Consider the following 26,324-nt stretch of genomic DNA (forward strand, 5'->3'; position numbering starts at 1 on the left):
GACCTCAGCAGTCGGCGGGGTCGCCTCCGTCGAAGGGACAGGGGTCGTTGAACGCCAGCAGGAGCGGCACCCGGCCACTGGTGTCGATCCGGCAGATCGCGGCGTCGCCGAGGAACATCCGCCAGCCCACCTCGTGGCTCACCCCCAACGCCCAGGTGACCGCGGCCTTGATCGGGGAGACGTGGCTGACCACCACGACGTCACCGCGCGCGGCGTCGTCGGCGAGCTCGGCACAGGCCTCGTGCACCCTCGAGCACACAGCGGCGAGGGACTCCCCACCCGCGGGCACGAACTCCGGATCCTCCCGCCACGTCCGCCACGACCCCTCGTCCAGGGCTGTCGCGGGCCTGCCGTCCAGCTCGCCGTAGTCCATCTCGATCCACCGCGCGTCGACCTCCACGTCCTCGGCGTCCATGACGCCGGGAGGCGCACCGGCGAGCACCGCGGCGGTGTGCCGGGCGCGGGCGAGCGGGCTGGACACGATCCGGGACGGACGCGGGAGTGCCTTCGCCAGTGCACGCGCCTGTCGCTCCCCGAACTCGTTCAGCGGCGGGTCGGCCCGGCCGAGCAGGAGCCCTTGCGCGTTGGCGTCCGTCTGTCCATGGCGGACGAGGATCAGCACTCGCGCCACACTAGTCGCGTGGGACGTGACGTCCATTCGACGCCGTTGTCCGTCACGGGTTCCGCAGCGACCAGGACCTCGGGCTGCCGGACCGCCGGCGAGCGCAGGAGCCGGGCGACCGGGCGGCGCAGCAGCAGCACACCGACCCCGGGGAGACATGCGATCAGGCTGAGCACCCCGTAGACCACCGCGGTGGTGAGCCCTTGGGTGGCGTCGAACCCCACCGCGCCGAACGCGACCGCGGTGACGGCCTCGCGGGGACCCCAGCCTCCGACGTTCAGCGGCAGCGCCATGGCGAACAGCGCGAGCACCAGCAGCGGGAGCAGCTCACCGAGCGGCGCCTCGGATCCCGCGGCGCGAGCGGCGACCACGAAGAGCGCGAGGTAGCCGACCAGCGCGGCAACGGAGAGCAGGACCAGCCCCGGCAGGATGCCGCGGGAGAGCACTCCGGTGCGGACGTCCGCGAGAACGGTGCGCAACGCGACGCGGACTCTCGCCGCGCGGGCCCCGCGCATCGTCCAGATCCCGAGCGCGACGACGGCGGTGAGCGCGGCGAGCGTCCAGCCGAGGGCGCCGCGGCCGAGGTGCAGATCGCCCACCGTGACCGCGAGCAGGGTCGGCTGCGCGAGCAGCACACCCATCCCGACGACGATCAGGACCACCAGCCCGACGACCCGCTCGAACACCACCGCGCGGACGCCGCGCCCGACGTCCCCGGACCGGCGGCCGTGGTTCACCGCACGGTGCACGTCGCCGAGCACGCCCGCGGGCAGCACGGAGTTGAGGAACAGGGCCCGGTAGCAGTCGGCCACCGCTGTGGCCAACGGCAGCCGCAGGCCGACACCGCGCGCCACGAGGCACCAGCGCCAGGCGCTGAACACCGTGGTCAGCAGGCCGATGCCGAGTGCGGCGAGCACCGACCCCGTGCCGATCGACCGCAGCCCGTCGACGACGGCGCCGGTACCGAGGTGCACCACGAGCGCGACCAGGATGCCGACGCCGGCGAGTACCCGCACGTAGCGCCAGAGCCGCGCCATCACGACGCACCGGCCGGGAGCGCGAGCACGTCGACGTGGCCGACCTCGACCAGCAGCTCACCGGCCGTGGAGGCCTCGAGCCTGCGCCGCAGGTAGGCAGCGGCATGCCGTTCGAGGTCCGGCTGCTGCTCGCACGCAGCGGCGATCCAGCCCCGCAGCCATTCCTCCGCGAGCTCGGCCTGTTCCGGACCGAGACGCCACGGGCTGGGCCGGGTCTCCACCACCGCTCCCCGCTGCGCGAACGCGGCGGCCGCGGCGGGACCGGCGTCCGGCCCGAGCAGTTGCCTGCCGTCCACGGGGCGCCGCTGGTGGGAGTCGAAGGCGGCCGCGAACACGGCGTCCAGCGGGTCGAAGGGAGAGATGTCGACGCTCCCGGCGACCGTGAGCGTCAGCAGCGCAGCACAGCCGGCCGCCACGCACGTGGCGGCGAGACCGTCCACCTCCTCGGAGGTGAGCAGGTCCAGCACGGCGGATGCGGTGAGCAGCGATGTCCCGGCGAGCTCGGCGGCGCGCAGGTCGGTGAGATCCCCGTCCTCGGTCCGCATGGTGACCGGGGCGCCGTCGGCCGCCTCGCCCGGCGTGTTCGCGCCCGCGTAGGACAGCAGGCCGGTGTCGCGGTCGCGCAGGATCCAGAGCTGCGGTCCGGGCAGGCGGCCGGCGAGCCAGCGGCCCATCGATCCGGTGCCGCAGCCGAGATCCCTGATCACCGCGGGCGCACCGGGCCGGGCCGTGGCCTCCAGATGTCCGCGGACCAGCTCGACCAGCTCGGTCGACCGGGCCGCGGCGTCGGCGCCCTCCCGCAGCGTCAGCCAGTCCGGCGCACAGATGGGCGATCCGGGCACGCTCAACCGAGCGTCCCACTCAGCGGCTCCAGCACTCCGGCCAGACATCGTGACGTCACCTCCCATCCGTTCAGAGTTCTGCGGCGCCCCCTCGCGGAGCGGCGGAGCCGGTCCCGCAGTGCCGGCTCGTCGAACCAGCGGCGCAGCTCCCCGGCGAGTGCCGGGGCGTCGTCCGGCGACACCAGAAGTCCCGGCACGCCGCCGTCCGGAGCGTCGCCGAGGGTGCCCGGCACCCCACCGACAGCTGCGGCCAGCACCGGGATCCCCCGGGCCAGCGCTTCGGTGACGACCATCCCGTAGGACTCGACACGGGACGGCAGCACCAGCAGGTCGGTCGCAGCGTAGGACGTGGCCACCTCCGCGGCCGTCCGGGGACCGGTCAGCTGCACCCGTTCGCCCAGCCCGTGTCGCTCGATCGTGGCCCGGACCGCGGCAACATGCGCGGGATCGCGACGCACCGGACCGGCGAGCTCACACGTCCACGTCAGGTCGGCGACGGCCGCCAGCGCCTCGACGAGCAGGTCCTGACCCTTGGTCGGGGTGACCGACCCGAGGCACAGCAGGCGGGTCGCACCGTCCGTGCCGGGCGCGATCGGCGCGGGGTCGACGCCCGGCGGGACGACGTGGACCCGGTCGGCGGCGAGCCCGTGGTGCGCGACGAGCCGGCGCGCCGCCCACGGGCTGGTGGCCACGACCGCGCTCGCGGCGTGCAGCGTCTCCCGCTCGAGCGCGGTCAGCTCCGCAGCGAGCGCCGGTGGGTGCCCCAGCTCGTCGCCGAGGGGCAGGTGCACCAGAACGACGAGCTTCAGCCTGCCGGCCTCGGGCACGACGACGTCCGGCACGCCGCAGGCGATGAGCCCGTCGACGAGGACGACGGTCCCGTCGGGCACGGCACGCAGCGCACGGGCCAGCGCCGCGCGCGAGTCGCTGTCGGGCCGGGGCCACGCCCCGGCGACCGCGAGCTCGTGCACCGACCAGCCGGTGGCCGGCAGGCCGAGGCAGACCCGGCGGTCGTAGGTGTTGCCGCCGCTGGGCACGGTGGCGTCGTCGATGTCAGCGGGGACGACGACGTGCACGGAGCGCAGGCCTGCGATGAGGCCGCCCGGTCTCACAAGGAGCGCTCGTAGCTCGCTGAGGCGATGTGCGACTCGTGCAGCACGACCGTGATCCCGGCCAGGTCGCGAGCCCCGGCACCGAGAGCGCCCGCGCGCACCTTTTCGACGAGCCGGTCGGCGATGACCTTGGCGAGGAACTCCGTGGACGTGTTGACACCGGCGAATGCGGGCTCGTCGTCGAGGTTGCGGTAGTTCAGGTCGGCCAGTACGGCGCCGAGCTCCTGGGTCGCCAGGCCGATGTCGACGACGATGCCGTCGGCATCGAGGTCGGCACGCCGGAACGAGGCGTCCACCACGTACGTCGCGCCGTGCAGGCGCTGGGCCGGACCGAACACCTCTCCCTGGAAGCTGTGAGCGATCATGACGTGATCCCGAACGGTGATGGTGAACAAGACCTGCCCTTCCGGCGTCTCCTACTGCTGTCCGTACACGACACGGACGCACAGCGAGGAAAGTTCACCGCCAGTGAGCTCCGGCATCAGCCGGGGCAGGTCCTCGAAGGGTCGCTCGTCCGTGATCAGCACGTCGAACACCGGATTTGCCAGCAGCCGCAGCGCCAAACTCATTCGATCGGAGAAACTCCGCCGCCCTCTCCGGGCCGGCGCGACGGCCCCCACCTGACTGCTGCGCACCACCAGCCGTCGCGAGTGGAAGGCCTCGCCGAGCGGCACACGCACCGGCCGGTCGCCGTACCAGCTCATCTCGATGACCTCGCCCTCGTCGCCGAGCAGCTCGAGGGCCCGCGCGAGCCCAGCTTCCGTGGCGCTGGCGTGCACCACCAGGTCGCACTCCCCCTCGGCCTCCTCCGGGGCGGCGAACCGGACACCGAGCGCGTCGGCGACGGCGGCGCGCGCGGGATCGACGTCGACGAGCTGGACCTCGACCCCGGGGAACTGCGCGAGCACCGCGGCGACGCTGCACCCGACCATCCCGGCCCCGATGACGGCGATCCGGTCCCCGACCAGCGGCGCCGCATCCCACAGCACGTTCACCGCCGTCTCGACGGTGCCGGCGAGCACGGCACGTCCAGGCGGCATACCGTCAGGGATCGGCGTCACCGCGGCGGCCGGAACCACGTAGCGCGTCTGATGGGGATAGAGGCAGAACACGGCACGGCCGAGCAGCGAAGGAGGCCCATGCTCGACCACTCCCACGCTCAGATATCCGTACTTGACCGGCGCAGGAAAGTCGCCGTCCTGGAACGGAGCGCGCATCGCGGCGAACTGGCTCTCCGGAACGCCCCCGCGGAAGACCAGCGTCTCGGTGCCGCGGCTGACTCCCGAGTACAGCGTTCGGACTTCGACGTCGTCGGGACCCGGCCGGGGTACCTCGACAGGGCGAATTTCGCCCTCGCCCGGAGCCCGAAGCCAAAAGGCTCGCGCGGTGCGATACACACATCCCTCCAATTCGTGCTGAACCTCCGCGTCTCCGGACCCGTGCTGAGTGTGTGCACAGAGGCTCGATGTCGACCGTAGACCGGCAGCGGATCACGCAGCAGCAGGCCGTCGGGGCGGGTGTCCAGGTCGTCCTGCTCGTCGGACTGTGGGTAGGAGGCGGCCTCGACAAGGCCGGCTGGCTCGCCGGAATCGCGTACCTCGTGGCGCTCTGGAGCGTGCTGGCCGCCGCCGTCCACCGGGCCGGAGTCACCACGCTCGGCCCGGCCGACATCGTCACGCTGGTGCGGGCCGGGCTCGTCGGAGGCGTCACCGCGCTCGTCGCGGACGGCCTCGTGACCGGGGACGCCCCGGTCGTGCCGCTCGTCGTCATCGCCGCCGTGGCGCTGGCTCTCGACGCCGTCGACGGGCAGGTCGCCCGGCGCACCGGCACGGTCTCCGCGCTCGGTGCCCGGTTCGACATGGAGGTCGACGCGTTCCTCGTACTGGTGCTGAGCATCCACGTCGCGGTGCTGCTGGGCCCGTGGGTACTGGCCATCGGTGCGATGCGGTATGTATTCGTCGCGGCGAGCCGGCTGGCGCCGTGGATGCGGTCGGCTCTGCCCACGAGGTACTCCGCCAAGACCGTGGCCGCGCTGCAGGGGATCGCCCTCGTCGTGGCCGCCAGTGAGGCTCTGCCGTTCCTGCTCGCCGTCGCGCTGGTGGCGGTGGCGCTGACCCTGCTGGTCTGGTCGTTCGGCGAGTCCGTGGTGTGGCTGTGGCGCAACTCGCGCCTTCCGGCCCGGCCGGACGACGCTGCGATGGTCGGGCCGCACCCGCGGGAGTGAGCAGCGACCACGACAACTCGAACAGAAGGAACAGAGCATTGCGGAAGGACGACCCGCCGGCCGACGCCGGTCCGGCGCGTACACCGGAGGACGCCCCCTCGACCGACGAGGCGGGCGACGTCCGGGATGACGTGGCGCCCGGCGCCGGGAGCCGTGGAGCGGGCCGCCGGGCCGTGGCGCGGGTGGTCACCGCACTGGCCGCGCTGCTCGTGTTCCTCGCACTCGTCGCCCCGGACGACCTCGGCCACCTCACACCCGCCGCGTTCGTGCGCATCCCCGTCGAGGCGCTCGTCGCCGTCGCCGTCCTGCTCGTCCTGCCGGCGACGCCGCGGCGGGTGGTGGCGATCGTCGGCGGAGCCGTCCTCGGCCTCCTGACCATCCTGAAGATCCTCGACATCGGCTTCGTCTCGGTGCTCGCCCGGCCGTTCGACCCGGTGATCGACTGGCCCCTGCTCAGCGCGGGCCTCGACTTCCTCAGGGGCTCGATCGGCCCGATCGGCACGGATGCCACCGTCGCCGGGGTCGTGGTTCTCGCGGTCGCACTGGTCGCCCTCATGATCATGGCGGCTCTCCGGCTGACCCGGCTCGTGGTGCGGCGCCGGATCTTCGCGACCCGCGCCGCGCTGGTGCTCGGGGCGGTGTGGATCACCTGCGCCCTGCTGGGCGCGCAGCTCGTCCCCGGGGTGCCGGTCGCCGGCACGAGCGCGACCACCCTCGCCTACGACCACGCCGTCCAGGTGCGGGCGGGCCTGCTGGACCAGCGGGCGTTCGAAGCCCAGGTGGCCGCCGACCCCTTCGGGGACACGCCCGACGACCAGCTGCTGACCGGGCTGCGGGGCAAGGACGTCATCCTCACGTTCGTCGAGAGCTACGGGCGCAGCGCGGTGGAGAACCCCGATCTCGCCGCCGTGGTCGACCCCGTGCTCGACGACGGGACCCGGCGCCTGGCCGCGGCCGGGTTCGCGGCGAAGAGCGCCTTCCTCACCTCGTCGACGTTCGGCGGCTCCAGCTGGCTGGCGCACGCCACGTTCCTCTCCGGCCTCTGGGTCGACAACCAGCAGCGCTACGACACCCTCGTCGCGAGCGATCGCCTGACCTTCACCAGCGCCTTCCACCGCGCGAAGTGGCGGACGGCCGCGGTGGCGCCGGGCACCACCGGGGCGTGGCCGGAGGCGGCGTTCTACGGCTTCGACCAGGTGTACGACTTCCCGAAGCTCGCCTACAAGGGACCGGACCTCGGCTGGGCGACGGTGCCCGACCAGTACATCCTGTCGGCCTTCCAGCGCGCCGAGCGCTCGGCTCCGAACCATTCTCCGGTGATGGCGGAGATCGACACCGTCTCCAGCCACGCGCCGTGGCCGTTCATCCCACCGGTCCTCGACTGGAACAGCATCGGTGACGGCTCGGTCTACACCGGCCTGGCGGCCGGGGCCCCGCCGCGTGACGCCGTGTGGGCGAAGGGCACCCCCGCCGTCCGCGACGCGTACGCGCGCTCGATCGGGTACGCGATCAACAGCCTCGTCTCCTACGTGGAGACCTACGGCGACGACAACCTGGTGCTCGTCTTCCTCGGCGACCACCAGCCCCTCTCGCTCGTCAGCGGGGAGGGCGCGAACCACGACGTCCCGATCACGATCGTCGCCAAGGACAAGAACGTGCTGGACCGCATCTCCGGGTGGAAGTGGCAGGACGGCCTGAAACCCGGCCCGGACGCTCCGGTGTGGCGGATGGATGCCTTCCGCGACCGGTTCCTGACCGCTTTCGGCCCGCAGGGCGAACCGGCCCGTTAGGAGGGTGCGCTCGCTATCGTGTGCGATTCGCGATCGCACCGACAGGGGGAGCACGTGACGATGACCTATGAGCTCGGCGAGGTCGTGGCCGAGCGGCAGGTGGACGCCATTGCCGATGACGGTCACCGCACTCCGGTGGTGCTGAGGATCGGCAAGCCGTTGCCGGACCCCCTGCCCGGCGGGGACTGGTACTGCCCCCGTCAGATCCTGGGTCTCGGCGACGAGGCCGTCGAGGCCTCTTTCGGTGTCGACTCCCTGCAGTCCCTGCTGCTTTCCGTATACGGCATGCAGCTGGAACTCGCGGAGCGCGCGGACACGGCGGCAGTTCGGCTCGACTGGCTGGGGCTGCCCGACCTGGGCCTGAAAGTCGATCCGGAAGTCCACAAGGTCATTCCGTAGAATCTCCTGCCGGCACCGGGGAAACCCGTTCGGAGAGGTCTGCGCACGCCGTTACGAGGCATTTACCCGTAGGCTTGGCTATTGCGTCCGAATGTCGGCGCGGCCCGGCCTGGTCCGAACGTGCCCTTAGGCCGTACCGGGCGGGCTCGTGGGGTGCAGGCCCCCGGCCCGGGTCCGGGGCCGAGGTCGGGATGGTGGCGTGCACGCGTACAGCGATGAGGCGACCGCAGCGCCACCGACGGACTGGGTGCGCTTCGGGCGCCCGCAGGATCTGGTGGCGCAGACGCGGTGGCTGTTCACCCTCATGGTGCTGGCGCTGATCCTGCTGTCGCTGCCCGGCATGATCGGCACCCGGGGTCTCCTCGCCTGGCTCCTGGTGATCGCCGCCTTCGCCGGCCTCTTCGTGGTGTGGAGCTACCGCTACCTGTCCGGACGCGCCCCGCTCCTGCTGGGTGTCGTGGAGTCAGCGCTGGTCCTCGTCGCGGCGGTCGCCGGGCCCGCGCCGGCCACCGTCTTCACCTTCCTGTTCGGCTCGCTGTGGCTGCACGCGCTGTACGGCTCCACCCGCGGCGTCCTCCTGCACACCTCGTTCCTGGCCGCGGCGATCCTGGCCTCGCTGGAGGTGTGGCACCTGCTGCCGGGCCGGGAAGGGGTCCTGCCGAGCGGCGCGATCACGAACGTGGTCAGCGTGGTGCCCGTCATGTTCGTGACGGCCGGGGTGGCGCGGTACCTGGTCCTCAGCCTGTTCGCCCGTGAGCAGTCCCAGAAGCGCGACGCCGCGCTCGTTCGGCTGGGCAGCCGGCTCATCGGCGTCACCGAACGCCGCAAGATCCAGGAGACGGGGACCGAGTGCGCCCGTGCGATCTGCGAAGCGACCCCGGACATGCAGTTGCTGATCGTCATCCTGAGGGGGAGCAGAGCTGCGGTCGTCGGGCACGCGGGAAGCTCGGAGCAGAGCCCGTGCACGGTGCCGATGTCGGTGCTGCCCGCGAACCTCGATCTCGGTGTACAACCGCTGCCCGACAGTGGGCCGCTGAAGGAGCTCACCGGAGTCGGCGGCACCTGGATCGGCGTGCCGCTCCCCGAGACCGGCGGCTGGATCCTGCTCGGAGCCGAGCCGCAGGTCCCCACGGAGGCGGTGGTGGCGGTCCGCTCGATGGTCAACCAGGTGGCGCTGGCCCTGCGCAACAGCGATGCGCACTTCGACCTCTCCACCCTGGCCAGCCAGGATCCGCTGACCGGGCTGGCCAACCGGGCCGCGTTCAACGCCGCGCTGGCGACGGGGATCGCCGACCCCGAACGACGGCTCGCGCTGTTGTTCCTCGACCTCGACGACTTCAAGATCGTGAACGACGGTCTGGGCCACTCCGCAGGCGACGAGCTGCTGTGCAGCGTGGCCACCCGGATGCGGGCCGGCGTCCGCTCCGACGACCTGTGTGCCCGGATCGGCGGCGACGAGTTCGCCGTCCTGCTCCGCGACCGCGACGACGAGGCGGCAGCGGTGGGGCAACGCCTCGTGGAGCTGATCGCCGAGCCCGTGTCCATCAAGGGGCGGCTCGCGCAGGTGGGCGCCAGCGTCGGGCTGGCCTTCGCCTGCGGCGGACACTCCACGGGCGAGCAGCTCGTGCAACGGGCGGACATCGCCATGTACGCGGCGAAGGCCAAGGGCAAGAACCGGGTGCAGATGTACGACCCGAGCCTCCTGCAGGACGACGGGCGGCTCCAGTTCGAGGCCGAGCTGGCGGCGGCCGCCGGGGCGGGCGAGCTCGTGCTGCACTACCAGCCGATCGTCTCGGTGCGCGAGGACTGGTGCGTGGCGGTCGAGTCGCTCGTTCGGTGGCAGCACCCGACGCGCGGGCTGCTGCAGCCGTCGGAGTTCATCCCCACGGCCGAGCGCACGGGGGCGATCGTCGCCATCGGCGCGCAGGTCCTGCGCCGCGCCTGCTCCGACGCCGTCTCGTGGTCCGGCCCGTCGGGACCGCTCGCGGTGCACGTCAACGTGTCGGCCGCCCAGCTGATCGACCCGGACTTCGTCGCGACCGTGCGGTCCTGCGTCACCGACTTCGCGATGCCGCCGGACCGTCTGGTCCTGGAGATCACCGAGAGCATGGTGCTGGACTCACCGGCGATCCGCACCGCGCTCGCGGCGCTCGCCGCCCTGGGCGTCACGATCGCCATCGACGACTTCGGCACCGGCTACTCGGCTCTGAGCACGCTGCGCACCCTGCCGCTGGACATCGTCAAGATCGACAAGTCCTTCCTGTCGACCGGTCCGTCGCGTGCCGCCGACCAGGCGGTCGTGGAGGCCATCGTCCAGATGGCCGGACGGCTCAAGCTGAAGGTCGTGGCGGAGGGCGTCGAGCGCATCGAGCAGCTGCAGTTCCTGCGCAGCGCCGGTGCCGACGCCACCCAGGGCTACCTGCACCTGCGCCCGACACCGGCTCCCGAGTTCGGGAGCTGGCTGGAGCAGACGAACGCCACTCGGCACGAGGCCGGCTCGGTCCCGCGAATCGGTCCGCGCCAGACCGGCTGAGGCATGGGCCGCCCGGCGGCCTCCGTCCCGCCGGCAGGCCGTGCGGCCGGGACGGCTCGGGGCACATCCGCCCAGGTGACCGGAGTGCCCAGCGGTCCCGTCTGATGCCGGATTCCGACCCGCCGTAACGTGAGGCCCGGATTCACGTGCTCGTCACCGGAAAGCCGGGCAGCGTGCGTCCGTCGTTCACCGCCAGAACGCCGGCGCCGGCGTACCGGACGCGAACAGGGGTGGTCATGGGGGTCAGGAAGCGGAGCGAGATCCTCCGCGCCAGGATCGGCACGCTGCGTGCCCTGCTGCGGTGGGCGGCGAAGGACCTGCCGCACCGGATGGAGGCGCTCGACCGGCAGCTCACGGCCATCGACGCCGAGCTGCACGCCACCCGTGACGATGTCGGCGCCGTGCAGTCCCGGCTCGACCGGGTCGTCGAGACCGTCGTCGAGTCCCGGGAGGGCGTCGTCGAGCTGCGGGACTCCGTGCACGTCACCGCCCGGCGCACCGCGCTACGGCGCCGACCGACCCGCGTGCTGTTCCTGGTGCACGTGATCGGGGCGTGGGACTCCTACCACGCACTCGTCCAGAAGATGGCCGCCGCCGACGACTTCGAGCCCATCGTCGCGTCGATCCCGCGGCGGTTCCCCGGCTCGGACGGGCTCGGCAGCGAGGAGGACGTGCACCGCGGCCTGAGCGACCGCGGGGTTGCGCACCTCCGCTTCTCCGACGGTGACCCGCGCGACCTGCTCCGGCTGATCAAGGCGATCGAACCCGACGTGATCTTCCGGCAGTCCCAGTGGGACGCCGACATCCCCGACGAGCTGGGCACCGAGCGGCTCGGCTTCGCCCGCACCTGCCTGGTCCCCTACGAGACGATGAACATCGTCGTCAACGTCCCGAACCCCCGCACGTCCAACACCGCTGTCGACAGCGATTACCACCGCTCCGCCTGGTTGGTCTTCTGCACCAACGTGATGATGCTCGACACGGCGGTCCGGGACGGTGCGCGCGCAGGCGCGCAGTTCCGGGTGGTCGGCCACCCCAAGGCCGACCACCTGCGGGCAGCGCGGCCGTCGTGGCCGGTGCACACGCCCGAGGAGGCCGCCGGTCGCCCCGGCCGCGTCGTCTGGTCGGCACACCACTCGATCGCGCAGGGCTGGACGGATTTCGGCGCCTTCCACCTGATGAGCGAGGACATGCTCGCGTGGGCAGCGCAGCGCTCCGACGTCCAGTTCGTGTTCATGCCGCACCCGGCGCTGCTGCCGTTCCCCGGCTCGGACGCCTCCCCGGTCAGCCGCTCGGACTTCGACGCCTGGATGGAGAAGTGGGCGGCGCTGCCCAACACCGCGGTGCTGTCCGAGGCGGACTACGGCCCGGCGCTCGCCGCCTCGGACGTGATGGTGACCGACGGCCTCTCGATGCTCGTGGAGTACCAGCTCTTCGACAAGCCGGTGATCTTCTTCGAGCGCGACGGCCACCGGCCGTTCAACGCCATCGGCGAGCAGGTCGCCACGGGTGTGCACACCGTGCACACCGTCGACGACGCGCGCGGCCTGGCCGAGAAGTTCCTCGCCGGCGAGCCGGACCCACTGCGACCCCGGCAGCGGGACAACGTCCAGCGCCTCTTCGGCAGCGGTGACAGCACCGAACGGATCCTCGCCGCGCTGCGCCGGGAGATCGCGCTCGAGCGCGGAGATGCGCCCGCCGAACCCGCCGTCCGGCACGGACGACGGTCGTCCGGACGGCAGGAGCCAGCCCGGACGGTGCGGACCCGCCGGCCCTCCGCTCTCGAGCGCAAGGACGAGGCGCCGGTGCGGGACTGACCGCCTCGGCTCCCCTACCCGCAGCCGAACGCAGGACTGCCCCGGCGTCTGCCCTTGCGGTCCTTCCCCACCCCGCCGGCACTGGGATAGACCACCAAGGACGTGTGACTTCGGTCGGTCGCGCCATGCGTGAGAGGTGGGAACGGATGCGGGAGCAGGGACGGCGGCCGGACAGGAGCGACGCGCGTCAGGACGGCCGGCGCACCACCGCACGGCCGCCCGCCGCGCCGACGGCGGCGGCGCTGCCTCCGGTCACCGCTCTGCAGCACACCGCAGGCAACTCGGCGGTCGTCCAGTTGCTGGCCCAGCAGGAGGACGACGTCCCCGCGGCCTCCCCCGACGTCCAGCGCTCCAGCGTGCACAGCGTCCTGCGGTCCCCCGGGCGCCCGTTGGAGGACTCCCTCCGCACGGAGATGGAGGCGCGGCTCGGAGCCGACTTCCGGAGCGTGCGCCTGCACGACACCGCGGCCGCGGACCGCTCCGCCGCGGAGATCGGAGCCCGCGCGTACACCTCCGGAGAGCATGTCGTCGTCGGACGCCAGGGCCGCGACAAGCACACGCTCGCCCACGAGCTCACCCACGTCATCCAGCAGCGCTCGGGCCCCGTGTCCGGCACGACGGACGCGTCGGGACTCTCGATCAGTGACCCGTCGGACAGCTTCGAACGCGCCGCCGAGGCGAACGCCGCCCGGGCGCTTCGAGGCTCGGTGCCGGTGGGGGCACAGGTCGCCGACGACGAGGAGCCCGCCGTGCAGCGCTCGGCGTCCGTCCCCGTCCAACGGCTCGTCACGGTGAACAATGTCGAGGTCTACAGCGACCTACCGAGCCCCTCGGGCACCCCTCGGAGATCAGCCGACGAGCTGATGCAGAACGTCACCAGGGCCATCGAGGCGTCGAACGACCGGGAGCTCATCGCACAGTTCACCGCCAACCGCGCCAAGGTGTACGCGCAGGCGATGAACTGGGTGGGCGACTCGAAGGTGGGGACGTGGGCCGGGGCGGGCAGCCAGAAACTCAGCACGCACCAGTACGGCAGAAAGAAGCAGAAGCGCGTCTACAAGACGTACGAGGAGGCCGGGCGCGCCCTGGTCGGATGGGTGCTCCAGAAGCCCGGCCGGCACGAGGAGAAGGAGTTCGCGAACCAGCTGATGGACGATCCCGACCTCGCCGCGGATCTCGACAGCGCGCTCACCAAGGTGCGGGCCTGGATCACCACTCTCGGCAGTGACCCGAGCAAACTGCACGACCCCACGATGACCGTGAACCCCGGCAGGATCTTGTCCGAGCTGACCAGCGGTCAGGGTGTGCTCAACCGCAACCCGAAGGCATTCGGCCGGTACCAGGAACACTTCGACAGACCCACCTCACCCAATCCGACGAAGTTCCAGGGCAACTTCCTCGCAGTTCTCGACCACCCGGACCAGTACCCCGTCCGGGACAAGATCATTGTCCTGCACGACCTGACGGACTACTTCAAACCCGAGAACACCAGCAGGAGAGACGAGGCGGACACCGCAGGCCGCGGCGTACTGCCCGACACTCCGGACAGCTCCAGGCTCCTGAGCACCCAGGAGATGAATCCCGACGGCACCCGCAAGGTCGCAGGGTCGGATCGCGGTTCCAAGACGACGGTGCGTGACGAGAACGCGCCGTCCACCCGGATGGCTCGCGAGAACCGCATCCCCGTGACCGCCGGACAGTCGTTCACGGCCGCCCGCCTCCTCCACCTCGGGAACGAGGCAGGCGCGACTGCCGACGAGCTCAACGCGATGGCCCTGAGCATCTTCGCCCTGTGGCGTATCGACTACGACCACACCGTCGACCTCGCCGCCCACACCCTGCACGAGGTGCTCGACATCGCCTCCAACTTCGGGCTCGCGTACAACATGAAGGTTCCCCAACGTGCGTCGAACCAGTACCCGCAGGTGGTGGCCAAGCGGGCGAAGCGCACCAACGAGAAGCTGCGGGCCCAGCTCTCGCCGCTCCGCAACGCGGTCGCGAACATGAAGAGCGACATCGAGTCGCGCTTCCTGGGGTCCAGGCGACAGACCGGACGCAAACGGCTGGCCGACAACCTCCTCGGCGAGTACACGGCGGAGCTCGCCCGGAGCGACCAGGCGCGCGCCGACCTGGAGAACGCCGACGCGACCACCGCTCCTCAGGTGGTGGAACAGCTCAAGACCGACTACTACGCCGCGCTGAGGCGCACCATCCAGATCTACCAACAGCTCTGCGACGTGGTGAAGGCCAAGCGCATCGAGGATCGTCTGACCGAGGACGACCGCGACGCCGTCGGCGCCAGTCGCATCCCCTGACACCTCCGGCACACCCGTAGTGATCGCTGTCTCAGTTCATCGTATGAACTCTGCGACGCGCCTGCTCCGTGTACGCGCTGTCGGTTCCGAATCACCGGAACCGCTCACGCAACGGAGAATCCCATGCTGCGCAAGACTGTTCTGTCCCTCGCCACCTTCGGTGCCGTGGGAGCCGCACTCCTCACCGGAATCGGTATCGCTCAGGCGGCCCCCGCTCCGGCGGGCGCCAGTGCGATCCTGGACTCCGGAACCAACTTCTCCGAACCCGACGGCTCGCAGGGAATCAGCGGCATGCCGGGTGAATGCATTGCGGTGCATCTCGGCACCACGGGGTCGATTCAGTTCGTCACCGGAACCATGACGCTGTTCACCGGCGCGAACTGCGACTCCGGCAAGTCCCTCGTCGTCGACCACGACGTGGCTGACCTGAACGCGCTCGGCTTCGGGAAGACCGTCTCGATCCTCATCGGCGGCGACGACGCAGCCACTCAGGGCACACCGATCCCGGCCACGCCGGCCCCGACCGCGGCGTCCTGACCGCTGCACCACCCCATCGGGTTTCGCCTGCGCACTCTGGGATGAAGGGGAGATCACCCCAGGGCTCGGCGGGACCACAGCAACGGCCCCCCATCACTCACCGGATGGGGGGCCGTTTCCGTGCATCCACCGGGATCCGGTGACCCCTCCGCCCGGGAGTCACTCGTCAGGCGACGATCGGTCCAAGCGGACCGGCGGATGGCGGAAATCGTCCGGCTGCGCATCGTCGCGCAGCCGGCGGGCGAGTTCCTCGAACTCGGCGGCGGCAGGCTCCACCACGAGCGTCGACCCCGGAGCCGGGTACCGACGCAGTACGACGAGGCGGGTTGCCGTGTCGGCCGCATCCTCCATGTCGCCGATCAGCTGCGACCACCCGGCGACGCTGCGGCCGATCGGGCCCGGCTCGAACTGGCTGAACCTCAACGAGGTGCGCAGCTGCTCGACGAGCTGGTACATCGTCCGCCGGGCCGCCTCGATCTGTGCCGCGTCCTGCGGCTCCCGGAAGCCGAGCCGCAGGAACCGGGCGAGCCCGTCCGCACACGCGGCGAGCCGGGCCGGCGTCTGCGGCCGCCATGTTCCCGGCCACGCCAGATAACCCAGCACCAGGACGACGGCGCAGCCCAGCACCGTGTTGACCAGCCGTTGCACCACGATGCCGAGACCGGCCGGGCCGCCGAAGTCGAGCAGGAGCAGGACTATCGGCGTGACCAGTGTGCTGAACATGCCGTAGTTGCGCCGGACGGTGTACGGAATTCCGGCGGACAGGACGGCGATGACCGGCAGCACCGCGTAGCCGACGGGAACCATCAACACGGCCACCCCGAGGACCCCGCCGACAACCGTGCCGAGTCCTCTCTGCAGGACGCGGGGCAGCACGGGCTGGAAGTCGGGTTTCAAGGTCAGCGCCGCGGTGAGCAGGATCCAGTAGCCGTGGCCCAGTGGGTCGATCTGCCGGAGGATCTCGGCGACGCCCATGCAGAGCATGAGCCGCAGCGTGAACGACCAGGTCGTCGGCCTGCGCAGGACAACCGCGACGGGGTCGTGCACGCGCAGAGCTGGGCGCGCGAACTCCGGGCCCGTCTCGCCCACCCGGATCGCCCGCGCCACGGCCGCGACGGAGTCGAGAACGGCGGTCCGCAGGGCCGTCTCCGCATCGCCGGCTCCCGGGTCGGCCACGGACACGCACCAGTCGTGGTCGTGCCGGGCGATCGCCTCGGCCAGCCCGTCCAGGGACCCGGCGAGCTCACCGGCCGCCCGTCGATGGTCGCGACTCGTGGCGAGCGCGACGACGGACGCGACCAGAGCCGGCATCTCCGAGAGGAGCGCGATCACCGCGTTGACCTCCCGGCGGCGCCGAGCGGAGCGCGGGCGAGCAGCGAGAACGAGGTCGTAGGCGGCTTCTAACGACGCTTCGGCTCGCCGGCGGGTCACCATGGCGCCGGGGGGCGCGGCCCCTGACGGGCTCCCCTCGCCTGCCTCCCGCAGTATCTGCGCCGAGCGGCGGACGATGTCGACGACACCGGCCCGGTACCGCATGTCGGTGTGTTCGAGGCTGCTCTGCACCCACGCTCCGGCGATCGCCCACACCCCTCCGCCGACGTAGACGAGTACCACCTGCCCCAGTGCGACGTCGGTGTGCAGGCCGCCGGCGATCGACATCTGCACCAGCAACTGCATTCCGGCGAAGGACAGCAGCGGGTGGACGGCACACAACACGCCGGAGACCAGCGCGAACCCGAGCACGACCAGAAGAGGAACGACGCCGATGCCGTAGGTGTACCGGCCGAGCACCATCGCCACGGTGCCCACCGCCAACGCCCCGGAGATCCGGGCCAGCCGCTGACCCGACGTCCCGCTGCGTTCGGCCAGGACACCCAGCAACGCACCCAGCGAGCCGAACAACCCGAGGGTGGGGCTGTCGAGCGCGATGCCGATCGCCAGGGGCACCGGCACCGTCAGCCCCGAACGGATGACGTCGTTCCACGGCACCGCGGTAGGCGCGGGCACGAGCGTGCGGTGGAGCCAGTCAGGTATCTCGAGGCCCACTGCGGCCGTTCCCTCCGGTCACGTCAGGGCGCCGCCCGGCACCCGGCCGATGCTCGGCACGTCCTTCCGGACGGTAAGGGGAGCCGCCCGGCCCGCCCTCCGTCATTCGACTGGCCATCGCGACGTGCTCTCAGTCACCTCCGCGGAGGGGCAGGGCCGTGGTGCGCACCGTCCACCGGTCCGAACCGCCCCGCAGATCGGTGAGCGTCATCGGCGCCACGTCCACCCGCCAGAACGCCGAGGGCGGCGCGTCCAGCACCGAGACGACCGCGCCACGTACGAACGCCGGGTCGCACACGACCAGGGTGTGCCCGGCGGGCAGGGCCGCCAGCCACTGCCGGACGCGGGCCAGCAGCACGGTGAGCGCCTCGCCACCGTGGGGCGTGGCGGTCGGGTCGGTCAGCCAGGCCGCCACGTCGTCGGGCCGGTCGGCGGCGAGGTCGTCGAGCCTGCGACCCGCCCACCGCCCGACGTCCCAGCCGCGCAGCGCCCGATCCACGTCGCCGGACAGGCCGAGGACCTCGCAGGTCTGCCGGGCGGCCCGCTCCGGCGCGTGGCGGACCCGGTCGGTCCGCGGTACGCGTCCGCGCCCGGCGGCAGCCCACGCCCGGCCCCGTGCGTCCAGCGGTTCGTCGGCGGAGAAGGCCGCCGACGCCGTCGCCGCGGTCGGGGCGGCGGTGAGCAGCGTGACACGACCGCTCACGTCGTCGTCACCTTGACACCTCCGGGTACGGACAGAACACTCACCTGAGCAGTTCATCAGATGTGCAGGTGTGTGGCCGAGGAGTGTTGATGTCGCAGGCAGCTGTCGAGTCCCCGATCGCCGGTATCGGTCCCACTCCGATCCCCCTGCGCGAGATCGCGCCGTGGGCGGTCTTCGCCGGGGTCGTCCTGCTGGCCCTGCTGTACCTGGTGGGCATGGACCAGGGCGCCACCTCCGTGTTCTCAGGGGAGATGCTGCACGAGTTCGTCCACGACGGCCGGCACCTGCTCGGCTTCCCCTGCCACTGAGCGGGGCACCCACGATGGTGAGATCACTGCTGGTCCGCGGGATGATCGCCGGACTGGTCGCCGGCCTGGTCGCGTTCGTCTTCGCCCGGGTGTTCGGCGAGCCCGCCCTCGAAGGTGGCATCGCCTACGAGGACATGGTCTCGGCCGCCTCCGGTGAGACCGGTGGCCCCGCGCTGGTGAGCCGGGGCGTGCAGAGCGGCATCGGGCTCGCGGTGGGCTACCTGATCTACGGCGTCGCCGTCGGCGGCATCCTCGCGCTGGTCCACGCCATGGCGCAGGGCCGGCTCGGGCGGCTCGGGGTGCGCGGCACCGCTGTCGTCGTGGCACTCGTCGGGTTCACCTCCGCGGTGCTGGTGCCGTTCCTCAAGTACCCCGCCAACCCGCCGGCATCGAGCCTCGACGACACCATCGGCGAGCGCACCGGCCTCTTCGTCGTCATGATCGTGATCTCGGTGGCAGGGGCGGTGGCCGCCACCGCTCTGTGCCGGCGGCTGGCCGACCGGCTCGGCTGGTGGAACGCGGTGCTCAGCGCGGCGGGCGGCTACGTCGTGCTCGTCGGCCTGGCCGCCTTCCTGCTCCCCGCGATCTCCGAGACCCCCCGCGACTTCCCGGCCGCCGTGCTCTACGACTTCCGACTGGCCTCGCTCGGCGGTCACGTCGTGCTCTGGACCGCGCTGACGCTCGTGTTCGCCACCCTCGCCGACCGTGCCACCCGGCCGTCCGCCCTGGCCGGGGCGGTCCCCACCCGGGCGAGCTGACCGGCCTCGTGGGCCCGGCCGTGCGGGGAGCAGCCGGGCTCCTCCTGGCGCTGCTGTTCCTGCCGCTCGGCGCCGGGGTCGCGGCGGCCCACGGTGGAGGCGCCGCGGCGCCCGGCACCAGCATCCCCCGCGTCCTCGCCGTCGAGCCCGCCGTCCCGGGCCTCGCGCTCGTCGTGATCGAGGGCGGCACGAGGTTGCGGCTGGACAACCACACCGGGGTGACGGTGGCCGTCCTGCCGCCGCCGGACTCCCCCCGCGGTCAGGAGCCCCTCGTCCCCGCCGGCAGCAGCGCCGCGTGGGCCGACTCCCGGCTGGCCGGAGCCCCGGCGGCACCACCCCGGGACGGCACGTCGGCCTGGCTGGTCCCGCTCCTCGTCGGAGACCAGCAGGTCGTGGTGCACGGCGACCGGACGTGGCCGGCCCCTCCCCTTGCGGTGCCGTGGTGGTCGGTCACGGTGGCCGCGGCCCTCGGCACCTTCAGCCTCGGCGCCGCCGCTGCGGAACGCGGCAGGCACAGCACGGCGGCGACCGCCGTGGCGGGCGTGACCGTCCTGGTGGTGGGGGCGCACGTGCTGCACGTGATCGGCTCGTCGCTGGTGCTGGACCGGCCCGCCTCCGTCGGCGTCGTCCTCGCCGCGGCGGGCATCGGCGTCCTCTGCTGGGCTCTCGGCGGGCTGGGGGTCGCCCTGACCCTCGCCAGGCACCCGATGGGGGCGCCCACCTGCGCGTCCGCCGGCACCCTCGCCGCACTCGTCACGGTCTTCGACGTCGCGGGCTTCCACAGCGCCGTGCTGACGTTCGGCTGGGCCTTCGACCTCGACCGCGCCACCACCGTCGTCACCGTCGGGGGCGGCGTCGGCCTGTTCCTCACCGGCTGCGCGGTGCTCTCCACGACCGCACCGGCGCCCCCCGTTGCAGCAAAGCCACTTTCAGGCAACGACGTTGCGTGAAAGTGGCTTTGCTGCAACGTCGGTCGGGGCGGGACGGCTCGGCCGGACCAGGACGAACACCGCGACCGCCCCCACCACGGCGATGACGCCGGCCACCGCGTAGCTGGTGTTGAGGGCGGTCGCGACGGACGCGGCGCTGCCGGTGACGCCGCCGGGCGCCGCGGACGAGAACACCGCACCGAGCACCGCCACTCCGACCGCCAGACCGAGCTGCCGGGCCGAGTTCAGCGCGCCGCCCGCCATCCCGGCCCGCTCGCCGGGCACCGCACCCATCACCGCGGACGAGAGCGGGGGGATGGACAGGCCCGCGCCGAGGCCGATGCACAACATCCCCGGGATCAGAACGGCCGCCGTGGAGTCGGCCTGCACCCTGGCCTGCAGGAACGAACCTGCGGCGATGAACAGCAGCCCCACCGTCACCGAGTGCCGCGGCGCGATCGCGTGCCCGAACCTCCCCATGACCAGCGGCACCACGAACGAGACGACGGACATCGGCATGATCACCAGCCCGGTGGCCACCGGTCCGAGGCCGAGCCGGCTCTGCATCCACAACGACGCGTACGGGAACATCGACCAGGCCGCCAGGGACAGCAGCGCGCCACCGATCACCAGGCCCACGAACGTCCGGTGCCGGAACAGCGCGAGATCCAGCATCGGCGACGCCGAGCGCCGCTCGATCACCACGAACGCCGCGAGTGCCACCGCGGCCACCGCCACCGGCACCCAGACGCCCGGATCGCCCCAGGGAGCCTCCCCGCTGTGGATGAGGCCGTAGGTCAGGCCCGCGGCCGACACCGTGAACGCGACCATTCCCGGCAGGTCGAAGCGGCGGTAGCGGGATGCGTGGTCCGGCGCGATGGTGCGCCAGGTGATCACGACGGCGACGACCGCGACCGGCACGTTCACCGCGAAGATCCATTCCCAGCCGAGGTGCTGGGTGAGCAACCCGCCGATGATCGGCCCCGCCGCGGCGGCAGCGCCGTTGACCGATCCCCAGACGCCGAACGCCACGGCGCGGTCCCGGCCCTGGTAGGTGGTGCTGAGCAGCGCGAGCGTGGCTGCGAACATCGCCGCCGCCCCGACGCCCTGCACAGCTCGGCCGGTGATCAGCAGCTCCGTCGACGGCGCCAGCGCGCAGCCGAGCGACGCCAGCCCGAACAGCGTGAGCCCACCGATGTAGACGCGGCGATGTCCGAACCGGTCGGCGATCGTCCCGGTGCCCAGCAGCAGCGCGGCCAGCGTCAATGCGTAGATGTCGACGACCCACTGCAGGCCGCTGAACGACGCGCCGAGGTCGGTGGCCATGTCCGGCAGTGCGACGTTGACGATCGTGACGTCGATGAGCAGCATGAACGCGCCCAGGCCGACCGCGACCAGTGGCCACCACTTACGCATCACAAGCTCCCGAACTGAGGTCGACGGTCCCCGCCCCGCCGTGCACGGGCGTCCCGGCGATGGTGAGACATCTCGGGAGTTGCCATCGGGGCGGCATCGGCCCTACGGCGCACCCCGTCATCCTGCCCCGCTTCCGCTCCGGCCGCGCCCCGTGGGGCCACCCGGCACGCCTCAGCCGGCGAGGCGCGCCAGGTCGGCGACGATCCCCTCGAAGCCACCGACCGCCAGCGACAGGTGACCCTCCTCGGGTGACAGGTGCGCCTCCGCACCGGCCACATGCTCGGCGAGCCACCGGCCGTGCGCGTAGGGCACCATGCGGTCCTCGCCGCCCTGCCAGATCGCGACCGGCACCCGGCCGTCGCCGAGCCCGAACCCCCAACCCGTGACGAAGGCGAGGTCGTCGTCTCGCCAGCCCTCGATGCCGGAACGCAACGCCGCACGGAACGACTCGGCCAGGTAGTCGGCGAACTCGCCGGTGAGCTGGGCCCGGTCGATCCCGGACACCAGGTCGCCGAGCGCGGCACCGAGCTCGGCGCTCTGCGCCGTGGCGAACGCGGGGCCCTGCTCGTTCAGGTAGGTGGTGAGCGCGGCCTCCCCCTCGAGCGCAGCGCCGAACTCCTCGAGGTTCTCGGTGCCCATGCCGCTGAGGAAGTCCAAGCCGGTGACGCCGTACGGCCCGAACCCGGCGATCACGGCAGCGGCCCCGCACCGCTCCGGCAGCAACCGCGCACACGCCAGGGCGTGCGGACCCCCGCCCGACCAGCCGACCGTCACGAAGCGCCCGGCTCCCAGCGCGTCCAGCACGGCCGCAACGTCGCCTGCCGCGTCGGCGACGGTGCGCCCGGGCCGCGGGCTGGAGCCTGCGTACCCGGGGCGGGAGTACATCACGAGGCGGAACCCGTGCGTCGCCGCCTCCTCCACCCAGGGCTCGAAGATCACCGCCGCCGAGGGCGTCCCGTGGTGCAACACCAGCGGAACCCCGTCGGCCGGGCCCGCGGTGACGTACTCCAGCGTCCTACCGTCGGGCAGACCGACCTCTGTCATGATCGCGAACCTACCGCCCCGGTAACCCCACCCGTCACTTGCTGTTCACGGCGTCCAGGATGAATGCGGAGATCGTCTTCGGATGGGTGATGAACGAGAGATGTCCCGATGCGACCTCGATGGTCGTCGCCTTCATCCGCTTCGCGAGAAACCGCTGGAGCTCGGGGTTGGTCGTGCGGTCCTCGGTGGTGATCACGTATCTGGTCGGCTTCGACGTCCAGGCCGCCGCGGACGTCTTGGTGGTGAACAACGTCTGAGCGATGCGGCCCTGCGCCGCGTAGAGCACCCGGGCCCGCTCCGCCGGCACGCCATTGGCGAAGTCGTCCAGGAAGGCTTTCTCCGTGAGCTGCCCGAAGCCGTTCTGGTACACCAAACCGGCGTTCGCCGGCGGAGCGGGGAACTTCTTCGAAAGGGCCGCGTAGTCCTCACCCGCCTCGGGTGCGCGGGCCGACAGGTAGACCAGCGAGCGCACCTTGGGGTGGTCGCCCGCCTGGCTGATCACGGTGCCGCCGTACGAATGGGCCACGAGCACCGTAGGCCCGGTCTGCAGGTCGAGGATGCGGCGAACCGCAGCGACATCGTCGGCCACCGAGGTCAGCGGGTTCTGCACCGACGTGACCGTGACGCCGGCCGCCTGCAGGTGGGGGATGACGTCGGAGAAGCAGGAGCCGTCGGCGTAGGCGCCGTGCACCAGCACCACCCTGCGGCCGCCTTCCGGCGCCCCGGCAGCGGCGTCGGTGGTGGCGGCAGCGGACCGACCGGTGGCAGCCGAGGCCACGGAGGTCGATGCCGCCCCGATCGTCGCTGCCATCCCCGTGGACGCCACGATTTTTCCGAACGTACGTCGATTCAGCATGAAAAGAACACCTCGGGAGCGAGTGGCGGAGAACATGAACGGGGCGAAAAGATCCGCCCGGCCGACGCTACCGAAGCCGACAGATCAGCTCCAACTTGATTCTCCACACACCAGATCCGTAAGGGATCCGTATGATCTCAGCGGTGCGTAGCAACGTGAATCCAGCAGGTGTCGCCCGCGGCCTGGATCTGCAGGTCCGAGAAGCTCCTCGATCCGGATTTCGGATCTGCCCGAAGAACACATATCAGCAATTTTGCCCGATTCGTGCCGTCAGCGGGCGGCGATCCTCCGCAGCCAGCCGGCGAGGTCCTCGGTGCCGGTCGCCGGCGGATCGTCGCTGCGCCGCACGAGACCGACCTGAACCCTGATCAACGGACCCACCGCCGCCAGCGCCACGAGATCGGCGTCCACCGGGCCCGGACGCGTCGGCAGGAACGTCGCGATCACGCCCAGACCGGCTGCGGCAGCGAGGAACCTGGTCTGCATACCCCCGACCTCGAGCACCGAACGCACCCGCGTCATGCCGAACTCGTGGAGGGCCGCACGGTAGAAGTTCTCCTCGTCGCCCGTCAGGGGCGCCGTGATGAGACCCGCTTCGGCGATCTCGTCACCCGTGACGGACTCCTGGTCGGCCAGCCGATGGCTGCGGGCCGCCAGGAAGGTCAGCTGCACCTCCTGGAGCGGCTCGAAGCGCGCTTCGGCCGGCAGGTGCCACCGGATCACGTAGGCGAGGTCCAGCTCGCGGTCCAGCACGGCCTGCGCCTCCCGCGCGCTGTGCCCGAACCGCACCGCGAGCAACGTCTCCCCGTGGGACCGGCTGAACGGCGCGATCACCTCGTCGAAGAACCATCTCTGTTCGAACGCCATGCTGACGCCCAGCCGCACCCGGCCCTGGCGGCCCTGCCTGAGGTCCTCCAGCGAGTCCTGCAGGCGGTTCTGCTCCGTGAGCATCGCGATCGCGCTCAGGTAGACCTCCCGGCCCGCGGGGGTGAGGTGGACGGCCCTCTCGTGGTAGCGCAGGAGTTCGGTGCCGCAGGCCCGCTCCAGCTCGCTGACGTGATGGGACACCGTGGACTGGCTGAGGTTGAGCCGGCGGGCCGCCGCCGAGTACCCGTTGCGATCGACGACGGCGACGAAGACCGAGAGGCGGTACAGATCGAGGTTCACACGCCACACCCCTCATCGAGGCGAGTGCCTCTGCGACGGCGGCTCCCGTCGGGCTCAGCCCGACCGGCCGGTCAGACGAGGACGACGCCGTCGAACGTCGACTCGTTCCCGAGCCGCGGGTCCAGGAGGTCGTGGGCACTCATCCACCGCTGGGTGGTCTCGTACATCTCCCGAGTGTAGGGCTCGAACACGATCCGCTCGCCCGGGCCGAAGCGGCGGACGTCGACGAGGGCCGCGATGTCCTCCGGCATCTCGCGGTTCCAGTACCGCAGGTAGCTCTGCGGCTGGAGGTCGATGTCCCGCTGAGCCTTGCGCAGGGCCCGGAAGTACTTCTTCGTCTCCTCGGGATCGGCGCCCTCGGCAACCAGGAAGCCGACGGCGAAGGTGGCGTCGACCAGTTTGCGGTAGCCCAGTTGCTCCGCGACGTAGAACTGCTGGCCGAACAGGGTCGCGGCCGGCACATCGCCGCGGAGGAGCCGCCGCAGGCGGTCGTTCGGCAGCCCCTGGAACGTGAGTGTGAGCTGGTCGGACGGCAGGAAGGGCTCCAGCGCCTGGATCGTCGCGTAGTGGCTGCCCGAGTGGTAGCCCACGGCCACCTCGACCCCGGCGAGGTCCTCGGGGCGAGTCAGGTCGGAGCCGGGAGCGACGAAAACCGCGGCCGGAGTGATCGAGTAGGCGCTGCCCCACATCTTTCCTGCACCCGCCGCGGCCACCGCGTTCACCGCCCAGTGGCAGGCCGCCGAGATGTCACAGGACCGCTTGGCCGACATGTCCTCGAACGCCCCGGACCGGACCTCCTCCGGGACACTGTCCGCCGAGCGGACCGCCGATGTCGTGCGCGAGCCACCGGACAGGCCGTTGGCCTGGAATTCGTAGTCGAGGCCCTCGGCCGCAAAATAGCCGTGCTCCTCCGCCACCCACTCCTGAAGCCGCGTGTGGGGCTGGATCACATACTTCCCCATTGCCGATCTCCCGCCGGATCGTCCGAATTGTTTTCCGACCTCCACGTTATGTTCCACGAAAGACCCGGGCAACGGACCCCGATCGATGGCACCATCGCGCTTTCCTATGGGGCAAAAGGGAAAAGCCGCCGAGCCCGGCCCCACGGGTACACGGGGCTCGAACGACCCAGCCGACCCCAGCCGGGCCGCACCCGGCGCCCGGTCAGCCCGGCGGCCGCTCGACCTGCCTCGTCAGCGTCATCGGTGCGCGGGCGCAGAAGCTCTCCGTGATCAACTCCGCGACCTCGTTCCAGTCGATGTCCGGGCCGAGCACACCAGCGGGAACGTCCACCGGCGCATTGAAGCCCCTACCGGAAGTTCAGGAAAGCCACTTTCAGGCCCTCTCAGGGCAGGAAAGTGGCTTTCCTGAACCCGCGGGGGTCACCGGGACGTGCCAACCCGGTCAGACCTCGACCCAGGCCCGGAAGGGCAGGCCGGTGCGGTCCGACTCCTCGAACACCAGGCGCACCAGCTCGACGATGCCCACGTAGTCGTCGACGTCGAGGACGAACTCCAGGTCCTCCGGCGGTTGCGCCGCGAACGTCCGGCGCTCGGCGAGGCGGGCACCGAGGCCGGTGAGGAGCCGGACGAGGGCGGCCAGCTCCTCGTGGTCGAGCGAGAAGTCGGGGTCGGAGTCGTAGGCGAAGTCGCCGGAGACCCGCCTGAGCTCGGCCGCGGCCTGCGGGTCCAGCAGTGCGGCCTCGGCCACGACCAGCCGCCACTGCGGCGCGGGCAGGACGACGGCGCGCCCCGCGAGCCACGGCAGGTCGGTGACGGTGAGGGCGTCCTCGTCCGGCCCGGGCGCCACGAACACCTGCCTCGCGCCGGCCATCGCACACCTCCCGTGCCTCGGCATTCTTCCCCCCGC

25 protein-coding genes are annotated in these 26,324 nt (G+C 71.7%); 10 read left to right on the forward strand and 15 right to left on the reverse strand.

The features are described 5' to 3' along the window. Positions 1 to 4 precede the first annotated feature (4 nt). Genes ACQPZA_RS30660 through ACQPZA_RS30685 form a run of 6 tightly spaced genes read right to left on the reverse strand, consistent with a single transcriptional unit; the run spans position 5 to position 5,010 of the window. Positions 5 to 622 carry a histidine phosphatase family protein gene (locus ACQPZA_RS30660; protein ID WP_433275572.1) on the reverse strand — a complete coding sequence of 206 codons (618 nt, stop codon included), beginning with the start codon at positions 620 to 622 and terminating at the stop codon, positions 5 to 7. Then, positions 616 to 1,659 (reverse strand): lysylphosphatidylglycerol synthase transmembrane domain-containing protein, encoded by a 1,044-nt coding sequence (locus ACQPZA_RS30665; protein WP_433275573.1) that lies wholly within the window; start codon positions 1,657 to 1,659, stop codon positions 616 to 618. Before ACQPZA_RS30665 ends, ACQPZA_RS30660 begins: the two co-directional genes overlap by 7 nt. Then, positions 1,659 to 2,501 carry an SAM-dependent methyltransferase gene (locus tag ACQPZA_RS30670; protein WP_433275574.1) on the reverse strand — a complete coding sequence of 281 codons (843 nt, stop codon included), beginning with the start codon at positions 2,499 to 2,501 and terminating at the stop codon, positions 1,659 to 1,661. Before ACQPZA_RS30670 ends, ACQPZA_RS30665 begins: the two co-directional genes overlap by 1 nt. 2 nt (positions 2,502 to 2,503) lie before the next feature. After that, a complete protein-coding gene (locus tag ACQPZA_RS30675) occupies positions 2,504 to 3,586 on the reverse strand; it encodes a glycosyltransferase family 4 protein (RefSeq protein ID WP_433283061.1) in 1,083 nt (360 codons plus the stop codon). A gap of 23 nt (positions 3,587 to 3,609) precedes the next feature. Beyond that, positions 3,610 to 4,008: a 6-pyruvoyl trahydropterin synthase family protein gene (locus ACQPZA_RS30680; RefSeq protein ID WP_433275575.1), complete on the reverse strand. Its 399-nt coding sequence runs from the start codon at positions 4,006 to 4,008 to the stop codon at positions 3,610 to 3,612. Positions 4,009 to 4,029: 21 nt separating this feature from the next. Continuing rightward, positions 4,030 to 5,010, reverse strand: coding sequence for a zinc-dependent alcohol dehydrogenase (locus tag ACQPZA_RS30685; protein WP_433275576.1), 981 nt, complete (start codon positions 5,008 to 5,010; stop codon positions 4,030 to 4,032). 68 nt (positions 5,011 to 5,078) lie between these two features. Between ACQPZA_RS30685 and ACQPZA_RS30690 the strand changes: the two genes are divergently transcribed. The 7 genes from ACQPZA_RS30690 (at position 5,079) to ACQPZA_RS30720 (ending at position 15,228) form a co-directional block, all read left to right on the forward strand. After that, positions 5,079 to 5,837, forward strand: a complete 759-nt coding sequence (locus tag ACQPZA_RS30690) for a CDP-alcohol phosphatidyltransferase family protein (RefSeq protein WP_433275577.1) — start codon at positions 5,079 to 5,081, stop codon at positions 5,835 to 5,837. Between the two features lie 38 nt (positions 5,838 to 5,875). After that, positions 5,876 to 7,627, forward strand: a complete 1,752-nt coding sequence (locus tag ACQPZA_RS30695; protein ID WP_433275578.1) for a sulfatase-like hydrolase/transferase — start codon at positions 5,876 to 5,878, stop codon at positions 7,625 to 7,627. A gap of 60 nt (positions 7,628 to 7,687) precedes the next feature. Continuing rightward, positions 7,688 to 8,026 carry a DUF6968 family protein gene (locus ACQPZA_RS30700; RefSeq protein WP_169399352.1) on the forward strand — a complete coding sequence of 113 codons (339 nt, stop codon included), beginning with the start codon at positions 7,688 to 7,690 and terminating at the stop codon, positions 8,024 to 8,026. Between the two features lie 199 nt (positions 8,027 to 8,225). After that, a complete protein-coding gene (locus tag ACQPZA_RS30705; protein WP_433275579.1) occupies positions 8,226 to 10,559 on the forward strand; it encodes a putative bifunctional diguanylate cyclase/phosphodiesterase in 2,334 nt (777 codons plus the stop codon). 236 nt (positions 10,560 to 10,795) lie between these two features. After that, positions 10,796 to 12,376, forward strand: coding sequence for a hypothetical protein (locus ACQPZA_RS30710; RefSeq protein ID WP_433275580.1), 1,581 nt, complete (start codon positions 10,796 to 10,798; stop codon positions 12,374 to 12,376). 146 nt (positions 12,377 to 12,522) lie between these two features. Beyond that, a complete protein-coding gene (locus tag ACQPZA_RS30715; protein WP_433275581.1) occupies positions 12,523 to 14,691 on the forward strand; it encodes an eCIS core domain-containing protein in 2,169 nt (722 codons plus the stop codon). 123 nt (positions 14,692 to 14,814) lie between these two features. Continuing rightward, complete coding sequence (locus ACQPZA_RS30720; protein WP_433275582.1) at positions 14,815 to 15,228, forward strand: hypothetical protein; 414 nt, start codon at positions 14,815 to 14,817, stop codon at positions 15,226 to 15,228. A gap of 159 nt (positions 15,229 to 15,387) precedes the next feature. Here the strand turns inward: ACQPZA_RS30720 and ACQPZA_RS30725 are convergent, their stop codons facing one another. Both ACQPZA_RS30725 and ACQPZA_RS30730 read right to left on the reverse strand, forming a co-directional pair. Then, positions 15,388 to 17,235 carry an FUSC family protein gene (locus ACQPZA_RS30725; RefSeq protein ID WP_433275583.1) on the reverse strand — a complete coding sequence of 616 codons (1,848 nt, stop codon included), beginning with the start codon at positions 17,233 to 17,235 and terminating at the stop codon, positions 15,388 to 15,390. 169 nt (positions 17,236 to 17,404) lie between these two features. Next, complete coding sequence (locus ACQPZA_RS30730; protein ID WP_433275584.1) at positions 17,405 to 17,977, reverse strand: histidine phosphatase family protein; 573 nt, start codon at positions 17,975 to 17,977, stop codon at positions 17,405 to 17,407. A gap of 89 nt (positions 17,978 to 18,066) precedes the next feature. On the opposite strand from ACQPZA_RS30730, the gene ACQPZA_RS30735 reads away from it, so the two are divergent. From ACQPZA_RS30735 to ACQPZA_RS30745, 3 genes are read left to right on the forward strand one after another with little or no spacing between them, the layout of a single operon-like run. Then, a complete protein-coding gene (locus ACQPZA_RS30735; RefSeq protein WP_433275585.1) occupies positions 18,067 to 18,285 on the forward strand; it encodes a CbtB domain-containing protein in 219 nt (72 codons plus the stop codon). Between the two features lie 14 nt (positions 18,286 to 18,299). Then, a complete protein-coding gene (locus tag ACQPZA_RS30740) occupies positions 18,300 to 19,043 on the forward strand; it encodes a CbtA family protein (protein WP_433275586.1) in 744 nt (247 codons plus the stop codon). Between the two features lie 8 nt (positions 19,044 to 19,051). After that, the gene (locus ACQPZA_RS30745; RefSeq protein WP_433275587.1) at positions 19,052 to 19,993 is read left to right on the forward strand and encodes a hypothetical protein; all 942 of its coding nucleotides are present in this window, start codon (positions 19,052 to 19,054) and stop codon (positions 19,991 to 19,993) included. On the opposite strand, the gene ACQPZA_RS30750 is transcribed toward ACQPZA_RS30745, so the two are convergent. From ACQPZA_RS30750 to ACQPZA_RS30780, 7 genes are all read right to left on the reverse strand, one after another. Beyond that, positions 19,973 to 21,388 (reverse strand): MFS transporter, encoded by a 1,416-nt coding sequence (locus ACQPZA_RS30750; RefSeq protein ID WP_433275588.1) that lies wholly within the window; start codon positions 21,386 to 21,388, stop codon positions 19,973 to 19,975. The two genes, ACQPZA_RS30745 and ACQPZA_RS30750, sit on opposite strands and share 21 nt — an antisense overlap. Positions 21,389 to 21,559: 171 nt before the next feature. Continuing rightward, the gene (locus ACQPZA_RS30755; protein ID WP_433275589.1) at positions 21,560 to 22,432 is read right to left on the reverse strand and encodes an alpha/beta fold hydrolase; all 873 of its coding nucleotides are present in this window, start codon (positions 22,430 to 22,432) and stop codon (positions 21,560 to 21,562) included. 34 nt (positions 22,433 to 22,466) lie between these two features. Beyond that, positions 22,467 to 23,288 carry an alpha/beta fold hydrolase gene (locus ACQPZA_RS30760; protein ID WP_433275590.1) on the reverse strand — a complete coding sequence of 274 codons (822 nt, stop codon included), beginning with the start codon at positions 23,286 to 23,288 and terminating at the stop codon, positions 22,467 to 22,469. Positions 23,289 to 23,558: 270 nt separating this feature from the next. Continuing rightward, positions 23,559 to 24,455, reverse strand: coding sequence for a LysR family transcriptional regulator (locus ACQPZA_RS30765; protein ID WP_433275591.1), 897 nt, complete (start codon positions 24,453 to 24,455; stop codon positions 23,559 to 23,561). A 71-nt stretch (positions 24,456 to 24,526) separates the two neighbouring features. Next, the gene (locus ACQPZA_RS30770; RefSeq protein WP_433275592.1) at positions 24,527 to 25,417 is read right to left on the reverse strand and encodes an ABC transporter substrate-binding protein; all 891 of its coding nucleotides are present in this window, start codon (positions 25,415 to 25,417) and stop codon (positions 24,527 to 24,529) included. Between the two features lie 202 nt (positions 25,418 to 25,619). Beyond that, a complete protein-coding gene (locus ACQPZA_RS30775) occupies positions 25,620 to 25,748 on the reverse strand; it encodes a hypothetical protein (RefSeq protein WP_433275593.1) in 129 nt (42 codons plus the stop codon). 111 nt (positions 25,749 to 25,859) lie between these two features. Further along, positions 25,860 to 26,288 (reverse strand): hypothetical protein, encoded by a 429-nt coding sequence (locus ACQPZA_RS30780; protein ID WP_433275594.1) that lies wholly within the window; start codon positions 26,286 to 26,288, stop codon positions 25,860 to 25,862. Between the last annotated feature and the right edge of the window lie 36 nt (positions 26,289 to 26,324).

Source organism: Pseudonocardia xinjiangensis (assembly GCF_050948425.1).
In the GTDB taxonomy this organism is placed as follows: Bacteria; Actinomycetota; Actinomycetes; order Mycobacteriales; family Pseudonocardiaceae; genus Pseudonocardia; species Pseudonocardia xinjiangensis.